This is a genomic window from Streptomyces sp. f51 (genome assembly GCF_037940415.1).
Lineage (GTDB): Bacteria > Actinomycetota > Actinomycetes > Streptomycetales > Streptomycetaceae > Streptomyces.
In genome coordinates this window covers 2,838,514-2,857,328 of record NZ_CP149798.1, presented here as the reverse complement: position 1 = coordinate 2,857,328, position 18,815 = coordinate 2,838,514, and the positions used below count along the sequence as shown (strand labels likewise).

General features: G+C 70.2%; 11 protein-coding genes. 7 read left to right on the top strand and 4 right to left on the bottom strand.

Going from position 1 to position 18,815, the window contains the following annotated elements:
- Positions 1-53: 53 nt before the first annotated feature.
- Positions 54-1,295 carry a crosslink repair DNA glycosylase YcaQ family protein gene (locus WJM95_RS12510; RefSeq protein ID WP_339129685.1) on the bottom strand — a complete coding sequence of 414 codons (1,242 nt, stop codon included), beginning with the start codon at positions 1,293-1,295 and terminating at the stop codon, positions 54-56.
- Between the two features lie 163 nt (positions 1,296-1,458).
- On the bottom strand, positions 1,459-2,025 hold the full coding sequence (locus WJM95_RS12505) for a GNAT family N-acetyltransferase (protein ID WP_339135511.1): 567 nt from the start codon (positions 2,023-2,025) through the stop codon (positions 1,459-1,461).
- A gap of 244 nt (positions 2,026-2,269) precedes the next feature.
- On the opposite strand from WJM95_RS12505, the gene secA reads away from it, so the two are divergent.
- Entirely contained in the window at positions 2,270-5,110 is a 2,841-nt protein-coding gene (gene secA / locus WJM95_RS12500; protein ID WP_339129683.1) for a preprotein translocase subunit SecA, read from the top strand.
- A 183-nt stretch (positions 5,111-5,293) separates the two neighbouring features.
- On the opposite strand, the gene WJM95_RS12495 is transcribed toward secA, so the two are convergent.
- Positions 5,294-5,860 (bottom strand): Rv3235 family protein, encoded by a 567-nt coding sequence (locus WJM95_RS12495; RefSeq protein ID WP_339129682.1) that lies wholly within the window; start codon positions 5,858-5,860, stop codon positions 5,294-5,296.
- 353 nt (positions 5,861-6,213) lie between these two features.
- Here WJM95_RS12495 and WJM95_RS12490 point away from each other — a divergent pair, with 353 nt between their 5' ends.
- Positions 6,214-6,729 carry a hypothetical protein gene (locus WJM95_RS12490; RefSeq protein WP_339129681.1) on the top strand — a complete coding sequence of 172 codons (516 nt, stop codon included), beginning with the start codon at positions 6,214-6,216 and terminating at the stop codon, positions 6,727-6,729.
- Between the two features lie 133 nt (positions 6,730-6,862).
- A complete protein-coding gene (locus tag WJM95_RS12485) occupies positions 6,863-7,528 on the top strand; it encodes an HAD family hydrolase (protein WP_339129680.1) in 666 nt (221 codons plus the stop codon).
- A gap of 227 nt (positions 7,529-7,755) precedes the next feature.
- Here WJM95_RS12485 and WJM95_RS12480 read toward each other — a convergent pair whose 3' ends face one another.
- The gene (locus WJM95_RS12480) at positions 7,756-8,322 is read right to left on the bottom strand and encodes a DJ-1/PfpI family protein (RefSeq protein ID WP_339129678.1); all 567 of its coding nucleotides are present in this window, start codon (positions 8,320-8,322) and stop codon (positions 7,756-7,758) included.
- A gap of 622 nt (positions 8,323-8,944) precedes the next feature.
- On the opposite strand from WJM95_RS12480, the gene WJM95_RS12475 reads away from it, so the two are divergent.
- The 4 genes from WJM95_RS12475 to WJM95_RS12460 all read left to right on the top strand — a co-directional run bounded on the left by WJM95_RS12475 (position 8,945) and on the right by WJM95_RS12460 (position 18,743).
- Entirely contained in the window at positions 8,945-13,882 is a 4,938-nt protein-coding gene (locus WJM95_RS12475) for an NAD-glutamate dehydrogenase (RefSeq protein ID WP_339129677.1), read from the top strand.
- A gap of 286 nt (positions 13,883-14,168) precedes the next feature.
- Positions 14,169-14,639 carry a GtrA family protein gene (locus tag WJM95_RS12470; RefSeq protein ID WP_339129676.1) on the top strand — a complete coding sequence of 157 codons (471 nt, stop codon included), beginning with the start codon at positions 14,169-14,171 and terminating at the stop codon, positions 14,637-14,639.
- A gap of 61 nt (positions 14,640-14,700) precedes the next feature.
- The gene (locus tag WJM95_RS12465) at positions 14,701-17,598 is read left to right on the top strand and encodes a bifunctional glycosyltransferase family 2 protein/CDP-glycerol:glycerophosphate glycerophosphotransferase (RefSeq protein ID WP_339129674.1); all 2,898 of its coding nucleotides are present in this window, start codon (positions 14,701-14,703) and stop codon (positions 17,596-17,598) included.
- Positions 17,595-18,743 (top strand): glycosyltransferase, encoded by a 1,149-nt coding sequence (locus tag WJM95_RS12460; RefSeq protein WP_339129673.1) that lies wholly within the window; start codon positions 17,595-17,597, stop codon positions 18,741-18,743. The genes WJM95_RS12465 and WJM95_RS12460 overlap by 4 nt, the downstream gene beginning before the upstream one ends.
- Positions 18,744-18,815: the final 72 nt, after the last annotated feature.

The window sequence follows — 18,815 nt, the reverse complement described above, 5'->3', positions numbered from 1 at the left end:
ACGCTCGGTGGCGCGGGACGCCGTTCCAGGGCGCCGCGAGGTCCCGCCGGGCATCACCCGAGGACGCGGGCCAGCTCGGCGGCCAGCGGTTCGCGCAGGTCGGGCGAGTCCACCCGCTCGACCCGTACGTCCGTGCAGTCCACCCAGCTCGCGGCCTCCACCAGGGCCTGTGCCACCGCCGGGACCGCCTTCGCGCCGTCCAGGGTGACCTGCCTCGCGACCAGCGTGCGGCCCTCCCGGGCCGGGTCGACCCGGCCGACCAGCCGGCCTCCGGCGAGGACCGGCATCGCGAAGTAGCCGTGGACCCGCTTCGGCTTGGGTGTGTACGCCTCCAGGCGGTGCGTGAAATCGAAGATCCGCTCGGTACGCGCACGCTCCCAGATGAGGGAGTCGAACGGCGACAGCAGCGTCGTACGGTGACGGCCGCGCGGGACCGTCTCCAGCGCCGCCGGGTCCGCCCACGCGTCTCCGGCCGGTCTTCCGGCGCCGCCCTTCCCGGCCGCGGTCCTGCCCCAGCCCTCCACCGTGACGGCGACCAGGCCCGAGTCCGCGATCACCGCGTCGACCTGTTCCAGCCTGAGGCGGTGGTAGTCGGCGATGTCCGCGCGGGTGCCGACGCCGAGGGACTGTCCGGCCAGGCGGACGAGACGGCGCACGCACTCCCGGTCGTCCAGCTCGTCGTGCAGCAGCGGCTTCGGGATCGCGCGTTCGGCGAGGTCGTAGACCCGCTTCCAGCCGCGCCGCTCCACGCACACCACCTCGCCGTACATCAGCGCGCGTTCGACGGCGACCTTCGTGCCCGACCAGTCCCACCACTCGCTGGTCTTCTTCGCCCCGCCCAAGTCCGTTGCCGTGAGGGGTCCTTCGGCGCGCAGCTGCTTGACGACCTGGTCGTAGGCGCCGTCGGGGAGGTCGTGGTTCCAGTGCGGGCGGGCGCGGTAGGCGCGGCGGCGGAACGCGAAGTGGGGCCACTCCTCCACGGGCAGGATGCAGGCCGCGTGGGACCAGTACTCGAACGCGTGCGGCGCCGGGGGTGTGTCGGCGGGCGGAGCGGAGGTCCAGTAGGCCTGCTCCACGGTCTTGCGGCCGACGGCGCCGAGCCGGGCGTACGGGATCAGTTCGTGGGAGCGGGCGAGGACGGAGATCGTGTCGAGCTGGACCGCGCCGAGGTGACGCAGGACTCCGCGGACGCCGGCCCTGCGGTCCGGGGCGCCCAGGAAACCCTGCGCCCGCAGAGCGATGCGGCGTGCTTCGTCCGCGGAGAGTTCGGTGGTGGGACGCGGGAGACTCGTCATGCCCACACGTTAGGCGGTCGCACTGACAACCGGGACGCCTGTGGACGGAGCCGAAGCACCTGTGGACGGAACAGGTTCGCCCGCGGACGGAACGCGGCGGCGCCGGGGACGGACCGACCCCGGGAGCCGGTGCGGGATCGGGTGCCGGGAGCCGCCGCGCCGTTCATCTGGCCGGAAGATAGGGCGCCGTCGACGGGAGACCCAGGTCGGAGGGAAGCAGTGAGCCCACCCAGCAGTCCCTGCGTACGCCCTTGTTGTTGATCGCGGAGCGCAGGGTCCCCTCGATGGTGAAGCCGGCGCGTTCGGCGACCGCGCGGGAGCCGGCGTTGCCGACCTCGGCACGCCACTCGACGCGGTCGATGGACAGATCGGTGAAGGCCCAGCGGGAGACGGCGACGGTGGCCTCGGTGATGTAGCCGTTGCCGCGGTGCTCCTTCGTCGCCCAGTAGCCGACCTCGCCGACGCCCAGGGAGCGCATGGTGATGGCGAGCATGCCCACCAGTTCGCCGGAGGGAAGGAAGACGCCGAAGGCGAAGGCCGAGCCGTCCGCCCAGCCCTCGGGCACCATCTGGTCCGTGAAGCCCGACGCGTGCTCGCGCAGATAGGGCGACGGGATCGTGGTCCAGCGCTGGACTTCGGGATCCTGGGCGGCCTCGAAGACGGCGTCGGTGTCGTCCACACCGACGGCGCGCAGGACGAGACGGTCGGTGGTCAGCGTGACGGGGTCCATCGGCCGATTCTGCTCGGGCATGCGGAAGGACGCCATTCCTTTGCCCTGAGTGACCGGTTCGCTACTTTTCGCTGTGCGAACGCGGCACCTTCGGCAACCCCTGTCCGTTGTCCTTGTGGCTGTCCCCGGCAGACCTCCCGGCGCGGTGTGGTCCTCGCTTACGATGGCCGTTGCTCAAGCTGTGATTTGAAACTGTCATTGAAACCGACCGTCCCAGGCCCGACCGGCAAGGAGACAAACCCCCGTGTCCGTCCTCTCGAAGATCATGCGTGCAGGCGAAGGCAAGATCCTGCGCAAACTGCACCGCATCGCGGACCAGGTCAACTCCATCGAAGAGGACTTCGTCGACCTCTCCGACGCCGAGCTGAGGGCCCTCACCGATGAGTACAAGCAGCGGTACGCCGACGGCGAGACCCTCGACGACCTGATGCCCGAGGCCTTCGCCACCGTCCGCGAAGGGGCCAAGCGCGCTCTTGGCCAGCGTCACTACGACGTGCAGATCATGGGTGGAGCGGCGCTCCACCTCGGCTATGTCGCGGAGATGAAGACCGGTGAGGGCAAGACCCTCGTCGGCACGCTGCCCGCTTATCTGAACGCCCTCTCCGGAGCAGGCGTCCACCTCATCACGGTCAACGACTACCTGGCCGAGCGCGACTCCGAAATGATGGGCCGCGTCCACAAGTTCCTCGGTCTCGAGGTCGGCTGCATCCTCGCGAACATGACTCCGGCCCAGCGCCGCGAGCAGTACGCGTGCGACATCACGTACGGCACGAACAACGAGTTCGGCTTCGACTACCTGCGCGACAACATGGCGTGGTCCCAGGACGAGCTCGTCCAGCGCGGCCACAACTTCGCGATCGTCGACGAGGTCGACTCCATCCTCGTCGACGAGGCCCGTACGCCGCTGATCATCTCCGGCCCGGCCGACCAGGCCACCAAGTGGTACGGCGACTTCGCCAAGCTGGTCACCCGCCTGAAGAAGGGCGAGGCCGGCAACACCCTGAAGGGCATCGAGGAGACCGGCGACTACGAGGTCGACGAGAAGAAGCGCACCGTCGCCATCCACGAGCCCGGCGTCGCCAAGGTCGAGGACTGGCTGGGCATCGACAACCTCTACGAGTCGGTGAACACCCCGCTCGTCGGTTACCTGAACAACGCCATCAAGGCCAAGGAACTGTTCAAGAAGGACAAGGACTACGTCGTCATCGACGGCGAAGTCATGATCGTCGACGAGCACACCGGCCGTATCCTCGCCGGCCGCCGCTACAACGAGGGCATGCACCAGGCGATCGAGGCGAAGGAAGGGGTGGACATCAAGGACGAGAACCAGACGCTCGCCACGATCACCCTCCAGAACTTCTTCCGCCTCTACAAGCGCCACGACCACAGCGGCAAGGAGCTCCCCGGTCTGTCCGGCATGACCGGTACGGCCATGACCGAGGCCGCCGAGTTCCACCAGATCTACAAGCTCGGTGTCGTCCCGATCCCGACCAACCGGCCCATGGTCCGCAAGGACCAGTCCGACCTCATCTACCGCACCGAGGTCGCGAAGTTCGAGGCGGTCGTCGACGACATCGTCGAGAAGCACGAGAAGGGCCAGCCGATCCTCGTCGGCACGACGTCGGTCGAGAAGTCCGAGTACCTCTCGCAGCAGCTCTCCAAGCGCGGTGTCCAGCACGAGGTGCTGAACGCCAAGCAGCACGACCGGGAGGCGACGATCGTCGCCCAGGCCGGCCGCAGGGGCGCCGTGACCGTGGCCACCAACATGGCCGGCCGTGGTACGGACATCAAGCTCGGCGGCAACCCCGAGGACCTCGCCGAGGCGGAGCTGCGTCAGCGCGGCCTCGACCCCGAGGAGCACATCGAGGAGTGGGCGCACGCCCTGCCCGCCGCCCTGGAGAAGGCCGAGCAGGCCGTCCGCGCGGAGAACGAGGAGGTCAAGGACCTCGGCGGTCTCTACGTCCTCGGCACCGAGCGCCACGAGTCGCGGCGCATCGACAACCAGCTGCGCGGTCGTTCCGGCCGTCAGGGCGACCCGGGCGAGTCCCGGTTCTACCTCTCGCTGGGCGATGACCTGATGCGTCTGTTCAAGGCGCAGATGGTCGAGCGCGTGATGTCGATGGCGAACGTCCCGGACGACGTGCCGATCGAGAACAAGATGGTCACCCGCGCGATCGCGTCCGCGCAGTCGCAGGTCGAGCAGCAGAACTTCGAGACCCGCAAGAACGTCCTGAAGTACGACGAGGTGCTCAACCGGCAGCGCGAGGTCATCTACGGCGAGCGCCGCCGCGTCCTGGAGGGCGAGGACCTCCAGGACCAGATCCGGCACTTCATGGACGACACCATCGACGCCTACATCTCGGCCGAGACCGCCGAGGGCTTCGCCGAGGAGTGGGACCTCGACCGGCTGTGGGGCGCCTTCCGGCAGCTCTACCCGGTGAAGGTCACCGTCGAGGAGATGGAGGAGGAGGCCGGCGACCGTGCCGGTCTGACCGCCGAGTTCATCTCCGAGTCCATCAAGGACGACATCCACGACCAGTACGCGGCGCGCGAGGAGCAGCTGGGCTCCGAGATCATGCGTGAGCTGGAGCGACGGGTCGTGCTGTCGGTCCTGGACCGCAAGTGGCGTGAGCACCTCTACGAGATGGACTATCTCCAGGAGGGCATCGGCCTGCGTGCGATGGCCCAGAAGGACCCGCTGGTCGAGTACCAGCGCGAGGGCTTCGACATGTTCAGCGCCATGATGGACGGCATCAAGGAGGAGTCCGTCGGCTACCTGTTCAACCTGGAGGTCCAGGTCGAGCAGCAGGTCGAGGAGGTCCTGGTCGAGGACTCCGCGCCGTCCCTGGCCAAGCAGGAGGCGGTCCCCGCGGGCGGGGTGCGCCCCGAGATCCGCGCCAAGGGCCTCGACGCCCCGCAGCGGCCGGACCGGCTGCACTTCTCCGCGCCGACCGTGGACGGAGAGGGCGGCATCATCGAGGGCGACTTCGCCAGCGACGAGCCCGTGCGGTCCGAGGCCGACGGCCTCACCCGCGCGGAGCGCCGCAAGCAGCAGAAGGGTGGCGTGCGTCGCCGCAAGAAGTGAGTGAATGTCGCGGGCGGCGGGCCATTGCCGCCGCGCGCGACCACTGACACAGGAGGGGCCGGACACCGGGTGTCCGGCCCCTCCCGCGTTCCCGCGCCGCGGCACCGGCTCTCACCCCGGTTCCAGCCTCCGGCCCCGTCCTCCGGCCCCGTCCTCCGGCCCCGCGTCGCGGTTCGGGCTCGGTCAGGTCGTGACCGTCGGGGTGTGGGGGATGCCGAGTTCGATCGCTGTACAGCGCCAGCGGAGGTCGGGGCCCTGTTCCAGGCGGAAGGCCATGGCGCGGAGCTGGTCGCCGGCGCCGATGCGGGCGAAGGCCTCGACGGCGTCCGGGCGGGCGACGTAGTAGCCGATGTCCCGGACGACGGGGCGGGGGCCGCGGGTGCGAAGGGGGCCGCGTTCGGCGAGCCGGACCAGTTCGTCGTAGGCCCGGCCCGCGGTGTGGCGCAGCATGCAGTGGACGGGCCGGGCGCCGCTCAGCACGGCCAGCAGGCGCTCGGCGAAGACATCGGTGGGGCGCGGCTGCGGTGCGGGACGCCGCACCCCCTCGGGGGACGCCGTGGCCAGTGCACGGGCCTCGCCCGGGCGCCCCGGCGCCGGGACGGCGGTCGCGGCACGCGGCGGGCCGCCGCCGGGGCTCCTAGAAGGGGTGCCCGGGGCGCGGGGCGGGGCGCCGCCGGGGCGGCGGGAGTCCCGGCGGCCCGGCGGGCGGGTGCCCGGGTGGCGGCCGGTCCTGGTCATCACCTTGTTCATGCGTCGTCCCCGCTCGTCGGTCCTGACCGGTGATACCGGTCGGTAACTTTCGTGTCGGGGATCTTGTACGAGCCGGGAAGGGGACCGCGCAAGGACGCCGGGCGCGCGTCGCGACGGCTGGAGAGTTCACCTATCAGGATGGCCCGGAGGGGCGGAGCCCATGGCGCCACAGGGGAGCACCGGGTGAATCGCGGGCGTGAGGTGGACGCGACGGAGGGTGCGGCCGGGACCTCGAAAGGGGACGCCCGCACGTATCCTGAAGGCCCTCCCGGTGGCGCGGGACCGCCCTCCCGGGAAACGGAGGTGCCCGGACCGTGCGCGCCTCGGAGCCCCGACTACGAAAGCGGCCAGCCATGCGCGTCTACGTCCCCCTGACCCTCTCCGGTCTCGCCGAGGCGTACAAGACGGGAGAGCTGGAGACGGGTCCGTTCACCGCGTACGCGGTCACGCCCGCCCTGCGCGAGTGGTACCTCTCCGACGACATCGAGGAGCTGGAGTACGCGGCGCTGAGCCGTGCCGCGCTGGCCTCGCTGCGGCTCCTGGCGGCCGACACGGGGGCCGTGCGCCGCCGGGTCGTCGTCGCGGTCGACGTTCCGGACCGGGCCGCGGCCGCCGACCCCGACCGGGGGCTCGATCCCGCGGCGCTCGGCGAGGTGCGGGTCTCCCAGGACGTGACCCTGGCGAAGGCGGCCGCCGTGCATGTCGACGCGGTGGACGCGGAGAAGGACGTGACCGAGGCCGCGGCCGCCCTCGGTGCGGCGGACACCGGGGACGACGACGCCCAGTTCGTGGTCGACGGTGCCGAGGACCACGAGCTGCTGTGGTTCGCCACGCAGGAGATCCCGGGTCTGGTCGGACTCGGGGAGTAGTCGCCCAGCCGCAGCCGCAGCCGCAGCCGCCGCCGCGCCGCAGCCACCGCCGTGCCACCGCCGCGCTGCATCCACCGCCATCGCCCCCGCCCTCGACGTCGTGTTGTCAGTGGCGGCGGGTACGTTTTCTTGTATGGGGAAGCAAGGAAACGCGCACATTGTGTGGGACTGGAACGGCACGCTGTTCCACGACAATGACGCGATCATCGGGGCGACGAACGCGGCCTTCGCGGAGCTGGGTCTTGAGCCGATCACCCTGGAGCGCTATCGGGCGATGTACTGCGTGCCCGTGCCCAGGTTCTACGAGCGGCTGATGGGCCGGCTGCCCACGCAGGCCGAGTGGCAGGTCATGGACGACACCTTCCACCGGTACTACGCCGAGCACCGCAGGGCGTGCGGCCTCACCGCCGGGGTGCCCGCGCTGCTGGCCGGGTGGGTGGCGGCGGGCCGCAGCCAGTCCCTGCTGAGCATGTACGGCCACGAGGACCTGGTCCCGCTGGTGCGGGACTTCGGGATCGAGCCGCACTTCCTGCGGGTCGACGGGCGCACCGGGCCCTCCGGCGGCAGCAAGGCCGAGCACATGGTGCGCCACCTCGGTGCACTCGGGGCCGTCGAACCGGCCCGGGTGGTGGTGATCGGGGACGCGGTGGACGACGCGACGGCCGCCCGCCACGTCGGCGCCGGTGCCGTCCTCTACACCGGGGGTTCCCACAGCCGCGCCAGCCTGGAGGAGGCCGGTGTTCCCGTGGTGGACAGCCTGGAGGAAGCCGTCGAGGAAGCCGGAAGACTGGCCGCCTGAGGACTCCGCCGGCTGCCCGGCGAAGTCCTGGCGGCGCGGCGGCACCCCGACCCCCGGGACGCCCCCGACCTCGGGACGCCGGTGCCCGCACCCCCGGGACACCGGTGCCAGCAATCCCCGGGACGCCCACGCCCGCACCCCCCGGGACGCCCGCGCCAGCACCCAGTGACGCCCGCGCCCGCACCCCCGGGACGCCAGCGCCAGCACCCCCGTGACGCCCGCGCCCGTCAGCCCACCGGGGCCTTCGAGCGCAGCACCTTGAGGAACTCGCGCATCCAGGCGGAGTCGTCCGGCCAGGCGCGGGAGGAGACCAGGGTGCCGTCGACGACGGCCTCCGCGTCCTGGAAGGTCGCGCCCGCCGCCTGCATGTCGAGTTCAAGCGCCGGGTAGGCCGTGACGCGGCGGCCGCTCAGGCTGTCGACGGCGGCCGTCAGCAGGGGGCCGTGGCAGATCTGGGCCACCGGCTTGTCCGCGTCGAAGAAGGACTTCAGGATCTTGCGGAGTTCGAGGTCGTTGCGGAGGTACTCCGGGGCACGTCCGCCGGGGATGACCAGGGCGACGTACGCGCCGGGGTCGACCTCCGAGAACGCGAGGTCCGCGGGCCAGGTGTAGCCGGGCTTCTCCGTGTACGTGTCGAAGCCGGGCTCGAAGTCGTGGACCACGAACTGGAGCTTCTTGCGGGAGGGCGCCGCGATGTGGACCTCGTAGCCCTCCTCGCGCAGGCGTTGGTAGGGATAGAGGACTTCCAGCGACTCCGCCGCGTCGCCGGTGACAATGAGGATCTTCGCTGCCATGGTGCTGCGCTCCCGTCGGCCGTCCTTGCGCGTTTCGCCGTCCCGGTCAACCTGCCTCCGGGCGAGGCGTCTGCCAGGGGGCAGAACACCGCCCGTACGACGAAGGTAACGCGGCGTCGGCCCGCACTGCATGCCGTCGCCCCATTCGTCCCTGTGCATAGTGTCAAAGTTCCACCCCCGGTTTTGTACACATACGGCTCATGACGACCCCCCGGTCGGGGGCGATAGCCTGGTGGCGTGATCAGCGCGATATCTCGCGGGGGCATCGTCGCCCCTGCCCCGCGCCCGGAGCGCACGGACGACATCCGTGACCGGGCGTCAATCGCTGATCTTCACGGGCGGAACGGGATCATGGCGACGGCCGTACGCGCGAGCGGAAACACGGCGAGCGCACGCGGCGACGCGGTCCGTACGGCGACATCACCCGGGGAACGGACGTCGCCCAGAGCGGCGCCACTGACTCCGGGGGCCTCCGGATTGACCGATACCCCTCCGCCCATCTCACCCTCCGGCATAGCGTCGAACCGGACCGGACACCCCGCGTCGCGGCGTCACGTCGGAAGTCACGAGACCGTATTTCCTTCAACGTCACGCAACGGCGCGCGACAGGAGCCAGAGGACAATGCAGACCAAGCTGGACGAAGCCAAGGCCGAGCTGCTCGAGAGGGCTGCCCGGGTAGCTGAGAACAGCCCGGTCGGGGGGCACCTACCGACTGGGACGACGGGCGAGGGCACCCCCGACCGGGACACCGTGCTCGCGTTCCTCCAGCGCTACTACCTGCACACGGCCCCGGAGGACCTCACCGACCGCGACCCGGTCGACGTCTTCGGAGCGGCCTTCTCCCACTACAGACTGGCCGAGATGCGGCCGCAGGGCACGGCGAACGTGCGTGTGCACACGCCGACCGTCGAGGAGAACGGCTGGACATGCAGCCACTCCGTCGTCGAGGTCGTCACGGACGACATGCCCTTCCTCGTCGACTCGGTGACCAACGAGCTGTCCCGCCAGGGCCGGGGCATCCACGTCGTCATCCATCCGCAGTTCGTCGTCCGGCGCGACCTCACCGGCAAGCTCATCGAGGTGCTGCCCACGCGGCCCTCCGCCGAGGACCTGCCGCACGACGCGCACGTCGAGTCGTGGATCCACGTCGAGATCGACCGTGAGACCGACCGTGCCGACCTGAAGCAGATCACCGCGGACCTGCTGCGCGTCCTGTCCGACGTCCGTGAGGCCGTCGAGGACTGGGAGAAGATGCGCGACGCGGCGCTGCGGATCGCCGAGGAGCTCCCCAAGGAGCCGACCGCCGACGATCTGCGCGACCAGGAGGTCGAGGAGGCCCGCGAGCTGCTGCGCTGGCTCTCCGGCGACCACTTCACCTTCCTCGGCTACCGCGAGTACCAGCTGCGCGAGGACGACTCGCTGGCCGCCGTCCCCGGCACCGGGCTCGGCATCCTGCGCTCCGACCCGCAGCACGGCGAGGACAGCCACCCGGTCAGCCCGTCCTTCGAGCGGCTGCCCGCGGACGCCCGCGCCAAGGCCCGCGAGCACAAGCTGCTGGTCCTCACCAAGGCGAACAGCCGCGCCACCGTGCACCGGCCCTCGTACCTGGACTACGTCGGCGTCAAGAAGTTCGACGAGAACGGCGAGGTCGTCGGGGAGCGCCGCTTCCTGGGCCTGTTCTCCTCCGCCGCGTACACCGAGTCCGTGCGCCGGGTGCCCGTCGTCCGCCGCAAGGTCGACGAGGTCCTGCGCGGCGCCGGGTTCTCGCCCAACAGCCACGACGGCCGCGACCTGCTCCAGATCCTGGAGACGTACCCGCGCGACGAGCTGTTCCAGACCCCCGCCGACGAGCTCCGGGCGATCGTCACGTCCGTCCTGTACCTCCAGGAGCGCCGCCGGCTGCGGCTCTACCTGCGCCAGGACGAGTACGGCCGCTACTACTCGGCCCTCGTCTACCTCCCGCGCGACCGCTACACCACCGGTGTGCGTCTGCGGATCATCGACATCCTCAAGGAAGAGCTCAACGGCACCAGCGTCGACTTCACGGCCTGGAACACCGAGTCGATCCTGTCCCGGCTGCACTTCGTGGTCCGGGTCGAGCCGGGCACCGAGCTGCCGCAGCTGTCCGACTCCGACAAGGAGCGCATCGAGGCGCGTCTCGTCGAGGCCGCCCGCTCCTGGGCCGACGGCTTCGCGGAGGCGCTGACCGCCGAGTGCGGCGAGGAGCGCGCCGCCGAGCTGCTGCGCCGCTACGGCAACGCCTTCCCCGAGGGCTACAAGGCCGACCACTCCCCGCGCTCCGCCGTCGCCGACCTGGTCCACCTCCAGGCACTCGGCAAGGAGCCCAGCAAGGACTTCGCGCTCAGCCTGTACGAGCCGGTGGGCGCGGCGCCCGGCGAGCGCCGTTTCAAGATCTACCGCACCGGCGAGCAGGTCTCGCTCTCCGCGGTCCTGCCCGCCCTGAACCGCATGGGCGTCGAGGTCACCGACGAGCGGCCGTACGAACTGCGCTGCTCGGACCGTACGACGGCGTGGATCTACGACTTCGGGCTGCGTCTGCCCAAGTCCCTCAACGGCAACGGCGACTACCTCGGCGACGACGGCCGCGAGCGGTTCCAGGAGGCCTTCGCCGCCACCTGGACCGGCCAGGCCGAGAACGACGGCTTCAACGCCCTCGTGCTGAGCGCCGGCCTCAACTGGCGGCAGTCGATGGTGCTGCGCGCCTACGCGAAGTACCTGCGCCAGGCCGGCTCCACGTTCAGCCAGGACTACATGGAGGACACCCTCCGCAACAACGTCCACACCACCCGGCTGCTCGTCTCGCTGTTCGAGGCGCGGATGTCGCCGGAGCGCCAGCGCGCCGGCGTCGAGCTGACCGACGCGCTGCTCGAGGAGCTGGACGCGGCCCTGGACCAGGTCGCCTCGCTGGACGAGGACCGGATCCTGCGGTCCTTCCTCCACCTGATCAAGGCGACCCTGCGGACGAACTTCTTCCAGCAGGCGGCCGACGGCACGCCGCACGAGTACGTCTCCATGAAGTTCGACCCGACGGCCATCCCGGACCTCCCGGCGCCGCGCCCGGCGTTCGAGATCTGGGTGTACTCGCCCCGCGTCGAGGGCGTGCACCTGCGCTTCGGCAAGGTCGCCCGCGGTGGTCTGCGCTGGTCCGACCGCCGTGAGGACTTCCGCACGGAGATCCTCGGCCTGGTCAAGGCGCAGATGGTCAAGAACACCGTCATCGTGCCGGTCGGCGCCAAGGGCGGCTTCGTCGCCAAGCAGCTGCCCGACCCGTCCGCGGACCGCGACGCGTGGCTGGCCGAGGGCATCCGCAGCTACCGGACCTTCATCTCCGCGCTGCTCGACATCACCGACAACATGGTGGCCGGCGAGATCGTCCCGCCCGCCGACGTCGTCCGGCACGACGAGGACGACACGTACCTCGTGGTCGCCGCGGACAAGGGCACGGCGACGTTCTCGGACATCGCCAACGAGGTCGCCCAGTCGTACGACTTCTGGCTCGGCGACGCGTTCGCCTCCGGCGGCTCCGCCGGATACGACCACAAGAAGATGGGCATCACCGCCCGCGGTGCCTGGGAGTCCGTGAAGCGGCACTTCCGGGAGCTCGGCGTCAACACCCAGACGCAGGACTTCACCGTGGTCGGCGTCGGCGACATGTCCGGCGACGTGTTCGGCAACGGCATGCTGCTCTCCGAGCACATCCGGCTGGTCGCCGCGTTCGACCACCGGCACATCTTCATCGACCCGACCCCGGACGCGGCCACCTCGTACGCCGAGCGCCGCCGTCTCTTCGAGCTGCCGCGCTCCTCGTGGGCCGACTACGACACCGAGCTGATCTCGGCCGGTGGCGGCGTCTTCCCGCGCAGCGCCAAGGCCATCCCGGTCAACGCGCACATCCGCGAGGTGCTCGGCATCGAGTCGAACGTCGCGAAGATGACGCCGGCCGACCTGATGCGCGCGATCCTCCAGGCGCCCGTCGACCTGCTGTGGAACGGCGGCATCGGCACGTACGTGAAGTCGTCCGCCGAGTCGAACGCCGAGGTCGGCGACAAGGCCAACGACGCGATCCGTGTCGACGGCGCCGACCTGCGGGTCAAGGTCGTCGGCGAGGGCGGCAACCTGGGTCTGACCCAGCTCGGCCGGATCGAGTTCGCCCAGCACGGCGGCAGGATCAACACGGACGCCATCGACAACAGCGCCGGTGTGGACACCTCCGACCACGAGGTGAACATCAAGATCCTGCTCAACGCGGTGGTGGCCAACGGCGACCTGACCGTCAAGCAGCGCAACAAGCTGCTCGCCGAGATGACCGACGAGGTCGGCGCCCTGGTGCTGCGCAACAACTACGCGCAGAACGTGGCGATCTCCAACGCGCTGGCCCAGTCCCCGAGCATGCTCCACGCCCAGCAGCGCTTCCTGCGCCACCTGGTCCGCGAGGGGCACCTCGACCGGGCCCTGGAGTTCCTGCCCACCGAGCGGCAGATCCGCGAGCGGCTCAACGCCGGCCAGGGTCTGACCGGTCCGGAGACGGCCGTCCTGCTCGCGTACACGAAGATCACGGTCTCCGTCGAGCTGCTCGCCACCTCGCTGCCCGACGACCCGTATCTGCACAGCCTGCTGCTCGCGTACTTCCCGACGGCGCTGCGCGACCAGTTCCGCGAGCAGATCGAGGGGCACGCGCTGAGCCGTGAGATCGTGACGACCGTCCTGGTCAACGACACGGTCAACACGGGCGGTACGAGCTTCCTGCACCGTCTGCGCGAGGAGACGGGTGCCTCGCTCGAGGAGATCGTCAGGGCGCAGACCGCGGCCCGCGCGATCTTCAACTCCAGCGCGGTGTGGGACGCGGTGGAGGCGCTCGACAATGTCGTCGCCGCCGATGTGCAGACCCGGATCCGGCTGCACTCGCGCCGGCTCGTCGAGCGCGGTACGCGCTGGCTGCTCAACAACCGGCCGCAGCCGCTCCAGCTCGCCGAGACGATCGGCTTCTTCACCGACGGTGTCGAGCAGGTCTGGTCGGAGCTGCCCAAGCTGGTCCGCGGCGCGGACCTGGAGTGGTACCAGCAGATCTACGACGAGCTGTCGGACGCCGGTGTGCCGGACGAGCTCGCCACCCGCGTGGCCGGGTTCTCGTCCGCCTTCCCGGCGCTGGACATCGTCTCGGTGGCCGACCGCATGGGCCGGGACCCGATGGCCGTCGCCGAGGTCTACTACGACCTCGCCGACCGTCTCGGCATCACCCAGCTCATGGACCGCATCATCGAGCTGCCGCGTGCGGACCGCTGGCAGTCCATGGCCCGCGCGTCGATCCGCGAGGACCTGTACGCGGCCCACGCGGCGCTCACCGCCGACGTCCTGGCGGTGGGCGACGGATCGTCCACTCCCGAGCAGCGCTTCGACGCCTGGCGGGAGAAGAACACGGCGATCCTCGGACGGGCCCGCACCACCCTGGACGAGATCCAGGGCTCGGACTCGTTCGACCTCGCCAACCTCTCGGTGGCGATGCGGACGATGAGGACACTGCTGCGCACGCATTCCTAGGAAGCGTCATCCACAGGTGAATCCCGGGCGTGAGGGCCCAGGAAGCAGGCGGACGGGGGCGCCCCGGGTCATCACGACCCGGGGCGCCCCCGTTTCCCGTGGGGCGGATGGGTCTTTCTTGCCCGTCTCTCGCGAAACTCCGGCTCGTAATTTACCTATACCTGGTAAATAGGACATTTAGCTTAAGGTTGGTTCGACCGACGGCCCGACCGGCGGCTTTGTCGACAGGTACACCTGCGGAGGTTCCGGACTCGTGGCAGTACACCTCACCGAAAGGCGGGCCCCCGTGGCGACGCCACCCGTCATCGGTCCCCAGAGAGCCCCGAAGGCGCCGAAGGACCGCAAGGTCGGCCGGCTCGTCATGGAGGTGGCCCGGTTCTCCGTCGTCGGCGGCAGCGGTGTCGCCGTCAACATCCTCTTCTTCAACCTGGCGCTGCACGGCCTGAAGTGGGCCCCGATGGCCGCCACGGTGGCCGCAAGCTGTGTCGCCATGGGGACGAACTACCTCGGCTTCCGCTACTTCGCCTACCGGGACCGGGCCTCGCGCACCCCGCGCCAGATCGCCCTCTTCTTCGCCTTCAGCGGGCTCGGCGTCGCCATGGAGAGCCTGCTCTTCTACATCGGCTACCACGGTCTCGGGATGGACAGCCCCCTCGGCTCGAACATCGCCAAGGTGCTGTCGATCGTCCTGGCCTCGGCGTTCCGCTTCGTGGTGTACCGGACGTGGGTTTTCCAACACGCGAAGAACAGCCGATAACACCCCACACCGGGGTGCACTGTCTACGATTAATAGGATGAATGTGGATCAACCTCGCGCGATGGCCGAACAGGGAACAGAGCCCGCCGTCTCCCCCTCAGGGGCCGAGCCGGACGGGCCCGCCGTCTCCGTGGTCGTCATCGTCTACAACGACGCCGCACGGCTGCCCACCGCCGTGCGCTCCGTGCTGGACCAGACGCTGCACGACGTCGAGGTCGTCATCGTCGACGACCGGAGCACCGACGGCTCGTACGAGGTGGCGCGCGGACTGGCGGCGGCCCACCCCGGCCGGGTCCGGGCCTTCCGGCTGCCCGAGAACAGCGGAGGCTGCGGCGCTCCCCGCAACCGCGGCATCGCCGAGGCCCGCGGCACCTACGTGCTCTTCCTCGACAGCGACGACGTCCTGGAGCGCAACGCCTGCCGCAACATGCTGGAGGCCGCCGAGGCCACCGGCGCCGACCTGGTCTCCGGTCTGTGCGTGCGGGTGCACGTCGACTCGCGCACCGGCAAGGAGGTCAAGTGGTATCCGTGGCTGTACGAGCGCACCCGGACCCTGGAGTCGATCTCCGAACTGCCCGACCTGATGGTCTACGACACCCTGTCGACCAACAAGTGCTACCGCAGGCAGTTCCTGCTCGACGAGGGCCTGCGCTTCCCGGTCGGCATCCACTACGAGGACCTGCTCTTCTCCGCCCAGGCGTACGCGGGCGCCCGCCGCATCACCCTCATCCCCAACCGGGTGTACGACTGGAGGGTCGCCGACAAGGCCGAGGCGAAGTCCATCAGCAACCGGCGTGACGAGATCGCCAACTTCACGCACCGCATGGAGATCCACCGCCGGGTCGACCGGCTCCTCGCGGACAAGGGCCACCTGGACCTGAAGTTCGCCAAGGACGTCAAGTTCCTCAAGCACGACCTCGTGCTGCACCTGCGCGAACTGCCCTTCCGCGACGCCGCGTTCCGCGAGGAGTTCGCGGCGATCGCCCGGCAGTACCTGGAGTCGATCGACCGGGCCGCCTTCGACGAGACCGAACCCATCCACGCCATCTGCGCCTATCTCCTCCAGGTGAGCGACTGGGACAACCTGCTGCCCGCCGTGGACACGCTCACCAACCGCGACAAGATCTCCTCGCCGCTGGTCGAACGCGACGGCCGTGTCTATTGGTGCGCCGAGCACCTCGACGACCCCTTCGGCCGGCACGTCCTGGACGTCACCGACCTCGGGCACCACGTCAAGCCGGTCGACCGCATGTTCCTGCGCAACGCGCTGACCTCGTACGAGAGCACGGGCGGAACCGTCAGGCTCGCCGGGCGCATCACCAACCCGCTCGGAGTGATCCCGGCCGGCGCGCGGCTCTCCGGTGAACTGGAGTTCTACGCCCGCCGCCCCGGAGTGCGCTTCCAGACCTTCCGCTTCCCCGTGGCGGACGTCCGCCACGCCGGGGACACGGTCGACTGGGAGGGCTCGGTCGGCCTCGCGGCCGTGCGGCCGCTGGGCATCGTGGACGCCGTGTGGGACGTACGGCTCCACCTGGACGTCGACGGCGTACGCACCACCACCCGGCTCACCGCCGCCGAACCCGGCCTGGCCGCGGGGCAGTCGCCCGTGCGGCCGCGGCTCACGCGGCTGGTCGCCGACCGCATCGAGCCGGTCGTCTCCTCGCGCGGACACCTCTCCTTCCGGCTGGTCCCCGACAAGAAGGCGAACGTCCTCGTGCAGCGCGGTGTGCACGGCCGCGCCGGAACGCTCGCCAAGACCGGCTACCGCAAGGCCCGTTCGCTGCGCAAGGAACTGACCTCGGGCGAGACCAAGATCCGCCTCTACCACGAGGTGTTCAGCCGGCTGCCCGTCCGCAAGGGACTCGTCGTCTTCGAGAGCCACCTGGGCCGCCAGTACAGCGACAGCCCCCGGGCGATCTACGAGGAGATGCGCCGCCAGGGGCTGGAGTTCGAGCCGGTCTGGGCCTACAGCGACAGCCCGGCCGGCTTCCCCGACGACGCCACCCTCGTACGCCGCTGGTCCCTGCCCTATCTCAGGGCGCTCGCGCAGGCCGAGTTCTGGGTCGACAACCAGAGCTACCCGCTGAAGCTCGCCAAGCGGCCCGACACCACGTACATCCAGACGTGGCACGGTTCCGCGCTCAAGCGGATGGGCTTCGACGAGGCCGAGTGGAAGCTCAAGTCGCGTGAGGAGCAGGCCGAACAGCAGCGGACACTCGACCGGTTCGACCGCTTCCTCATCCGCTCCGAGCACGATGTGCGCACCCTCGCCCGGGCGTTCCGGCTCCAGGAACGGACCCTGCTGCGGGTGGGATACCCGCGCAACGACGCCCTCGTGCGGGCCCGGCAGCGCGAGGAGACCGGAGCGGCGCGCGAACGCGGCGCGCTGGCGGCCGAACTGGGCATTCCCGAGGACCGGCAGATCCTGCTGTACGCGCCGACCTTCCGCACCCGCGGCAACGGACAGAAGCGGTTCGAGCTGCCCTTCGACGTCGAGCGCTTCGCCGACACCTTCGGCGACCGCTACGTCCTCCTGGTCCGCTCCCACTATCTGAACCACGTGGTGCTGCCGCCGTCCGTGCGCGGCCGGGTCGTCGACGTCACGGCCCACCACGACATGACGCCGCTGCTCGCCCTCGCCGACGGGCTGATCACCGACTACTCGTCCGTGATGTTCGACTACGCCCTGCTCGACCGTCCGATGTTCTTCTTCGCGTACGACTACGAGGCGTACGTGCACGAGGACCGCGGGACCTACTTCGACCTGCTGGAGAGGGCGCCGGGACCCGTGATGCGGACCGAGGACGAACTGCACGCGGCGCTCGGCTCGCTGGAGGAGCAGTCCGTCAAGTACGCGCCCAGGCGTGAGCAGTTCCTCGCCGACTTCGGCGAGTACGACCAGGGGACGGCGGCCCGCGGGGTCGTCGACCAGTTCTTCGGGCAGTGGAGGCGCGGATGACCGGCCGGCAGCGGGACATCTTCTTCGTCTCCAACAGCGTCGACGAACTGGGCGGTGTGACCACCTGGTCGCACCAGATGGCGCGGCTCTTCACCGAGCGCGGCCACCGCGTGCACGTGGTGGGCGTCACCGAGCCCGCCGTTCCCCAGGAACTGGGCGAACTCCCGTACCCCACCACGACGTTGTACGACGTCCACCCGCCGCGGGTGGGACCGGCGCGGGGAGTCAGGGGGCGGCTCGACATCGCCGAGCGCAGACTGCGGGCCGAACGGGCCGCCGGCATGCGGGACAAGGCCGCCGAGCTGACCGCGCTGTTCCGGGCCGCGCGGCCCGGGGCCGTCGTGATCGTCACCCAGGTGTGGGCCATGGAATGGGTGGAGCTCGCCGACACCACCGGGCTGACCGTCATAGGGATGAGCCACGAGTCCTTCGAGTACTCCCGGGCGACCTCCCGCTTCCGGCGGGTCCTGAAGCACTACAAGGACGTCGACCGGATGCTCGCGCTCACCCGCGAGGACGCCGACCTGTGGATCGGGCAGGGTCTCGACAACGCGTCCTTCATGCCGAACCCGATTCCGTTCATGCCCGCGGTGGCCTCCCCGCGTACGGAGAACGCCGTCGTCAGCGTGGGCCGGCTGACGGACCAGAAGGGCATCGACATGCTGCTCGACGCCTGGTCCGAGGTCGCCCCGCTCCACCCCGACTGGCGGCTGCGGATCTACGGCTCGGGCGAGGACGAGGAGATGCTGCGGAAGCAGTGCACCGCCCTCGGGCTCGACGACTCGGTCGACTGGATGGGGCGGACGAGCGATGTGCCGGGCGCGCTGCGCGGCGGCTCGGTCTTCGTGCTCTCCTCACGCGGCGAGGGCTTCCCGCTCGCGCTCATGGAGGCGATGGCCACCGGCCTTCCGTGTGCCGCCTTCGACTGCGCGCCCGGTGTCCACGAGATCGTCCGGGACGGCGAGGACGGCCTGCTGGCCACCCTCGGCAACACCGGTGAACTGGCCCGCCGGCTGGACACGCTGATGTCCGACAAGGCGCTGCGCGACTCCATGGGCGAGGCCGCGCGCGTGAACGTCCAGCGCTTCACCACGGACGAGGTCGTCCGCAGGTGGGAGGAGCTGTTCGCGTTCCTGGAGCGCTGAGCGGGCGCCGGGGCCCGGAAACGACCAGAGGCGGAGCCGTCACCGGCTCCGCCTCTGTCATGTGCCCACGTC

Bases quoted from the DNA above. Each gene is read 5' to 3' on its own strand.
- WJM95_RS12510 (WP_339129685.1), bottom strand. From the start codon at position 1,295: ATGACGAGTCTCCCGCGTCCCACCACCGAACTCTCCGCGGACGAAGCA.
- WJM95_RS12505 (WP_339135511.1), bottom strand. From the start codon at position 2,025: ATGGACCCCGTCACGCTGACCACCGACCGTCTCGTCCTGCGCGCCGTC.
- WJM95_RS12495 (WP_339129682.1), bottom strand. From the start codon at position 5,860: ATGAACAAGGTGATGACCAGGACCGGCCGCCACCCGGGCACCCGCCCG.
- WJM95_RS12490 (WP_339129681.1), top strand. From the start codon at position 6,214: ATGCGCGTCTACGTCCCCCTGACCCTCTCCGGTCTCGCCGAGGCGTAC.
- WJM95_RS12485 (WP_339129680.1), top strand. From the start codon at position 6,863: ATGGGGAAGCAAGGAAACGCGCACATTGTGTGGGACTGGAACGGCACG.
- WJM95_RS12480 (WP_339129678.1), bottom strand. From the start codon at position 8,322: ATGGCAGCGAAGATCCTCATTGTCACCGGCGACGCGGCGGAGTCGCTG.
- WJM95_RS12475 (WP_339129677.1), top strand. From the start codon at position 8,945: ATGCAGACCAAGCTGGACGAAGCCAAGGCCGAGCTGCTCGAGAGGGCT.
- WJM95_RS12465 (WP_339129674.1), top strand. From the start codon at position 14,701: ATGGCCGAACAGGGAACAGAGCCCGCCGTCTCCCCCTCAGGGGCCGAG.
- WJM95_RS12460 (WP_339129673.1), top strand. From the start codon at position 17,595: ATGACCGGCCGGCAGCGGGACATCTTCTTCGTCTCCAACAGCGTCGAC.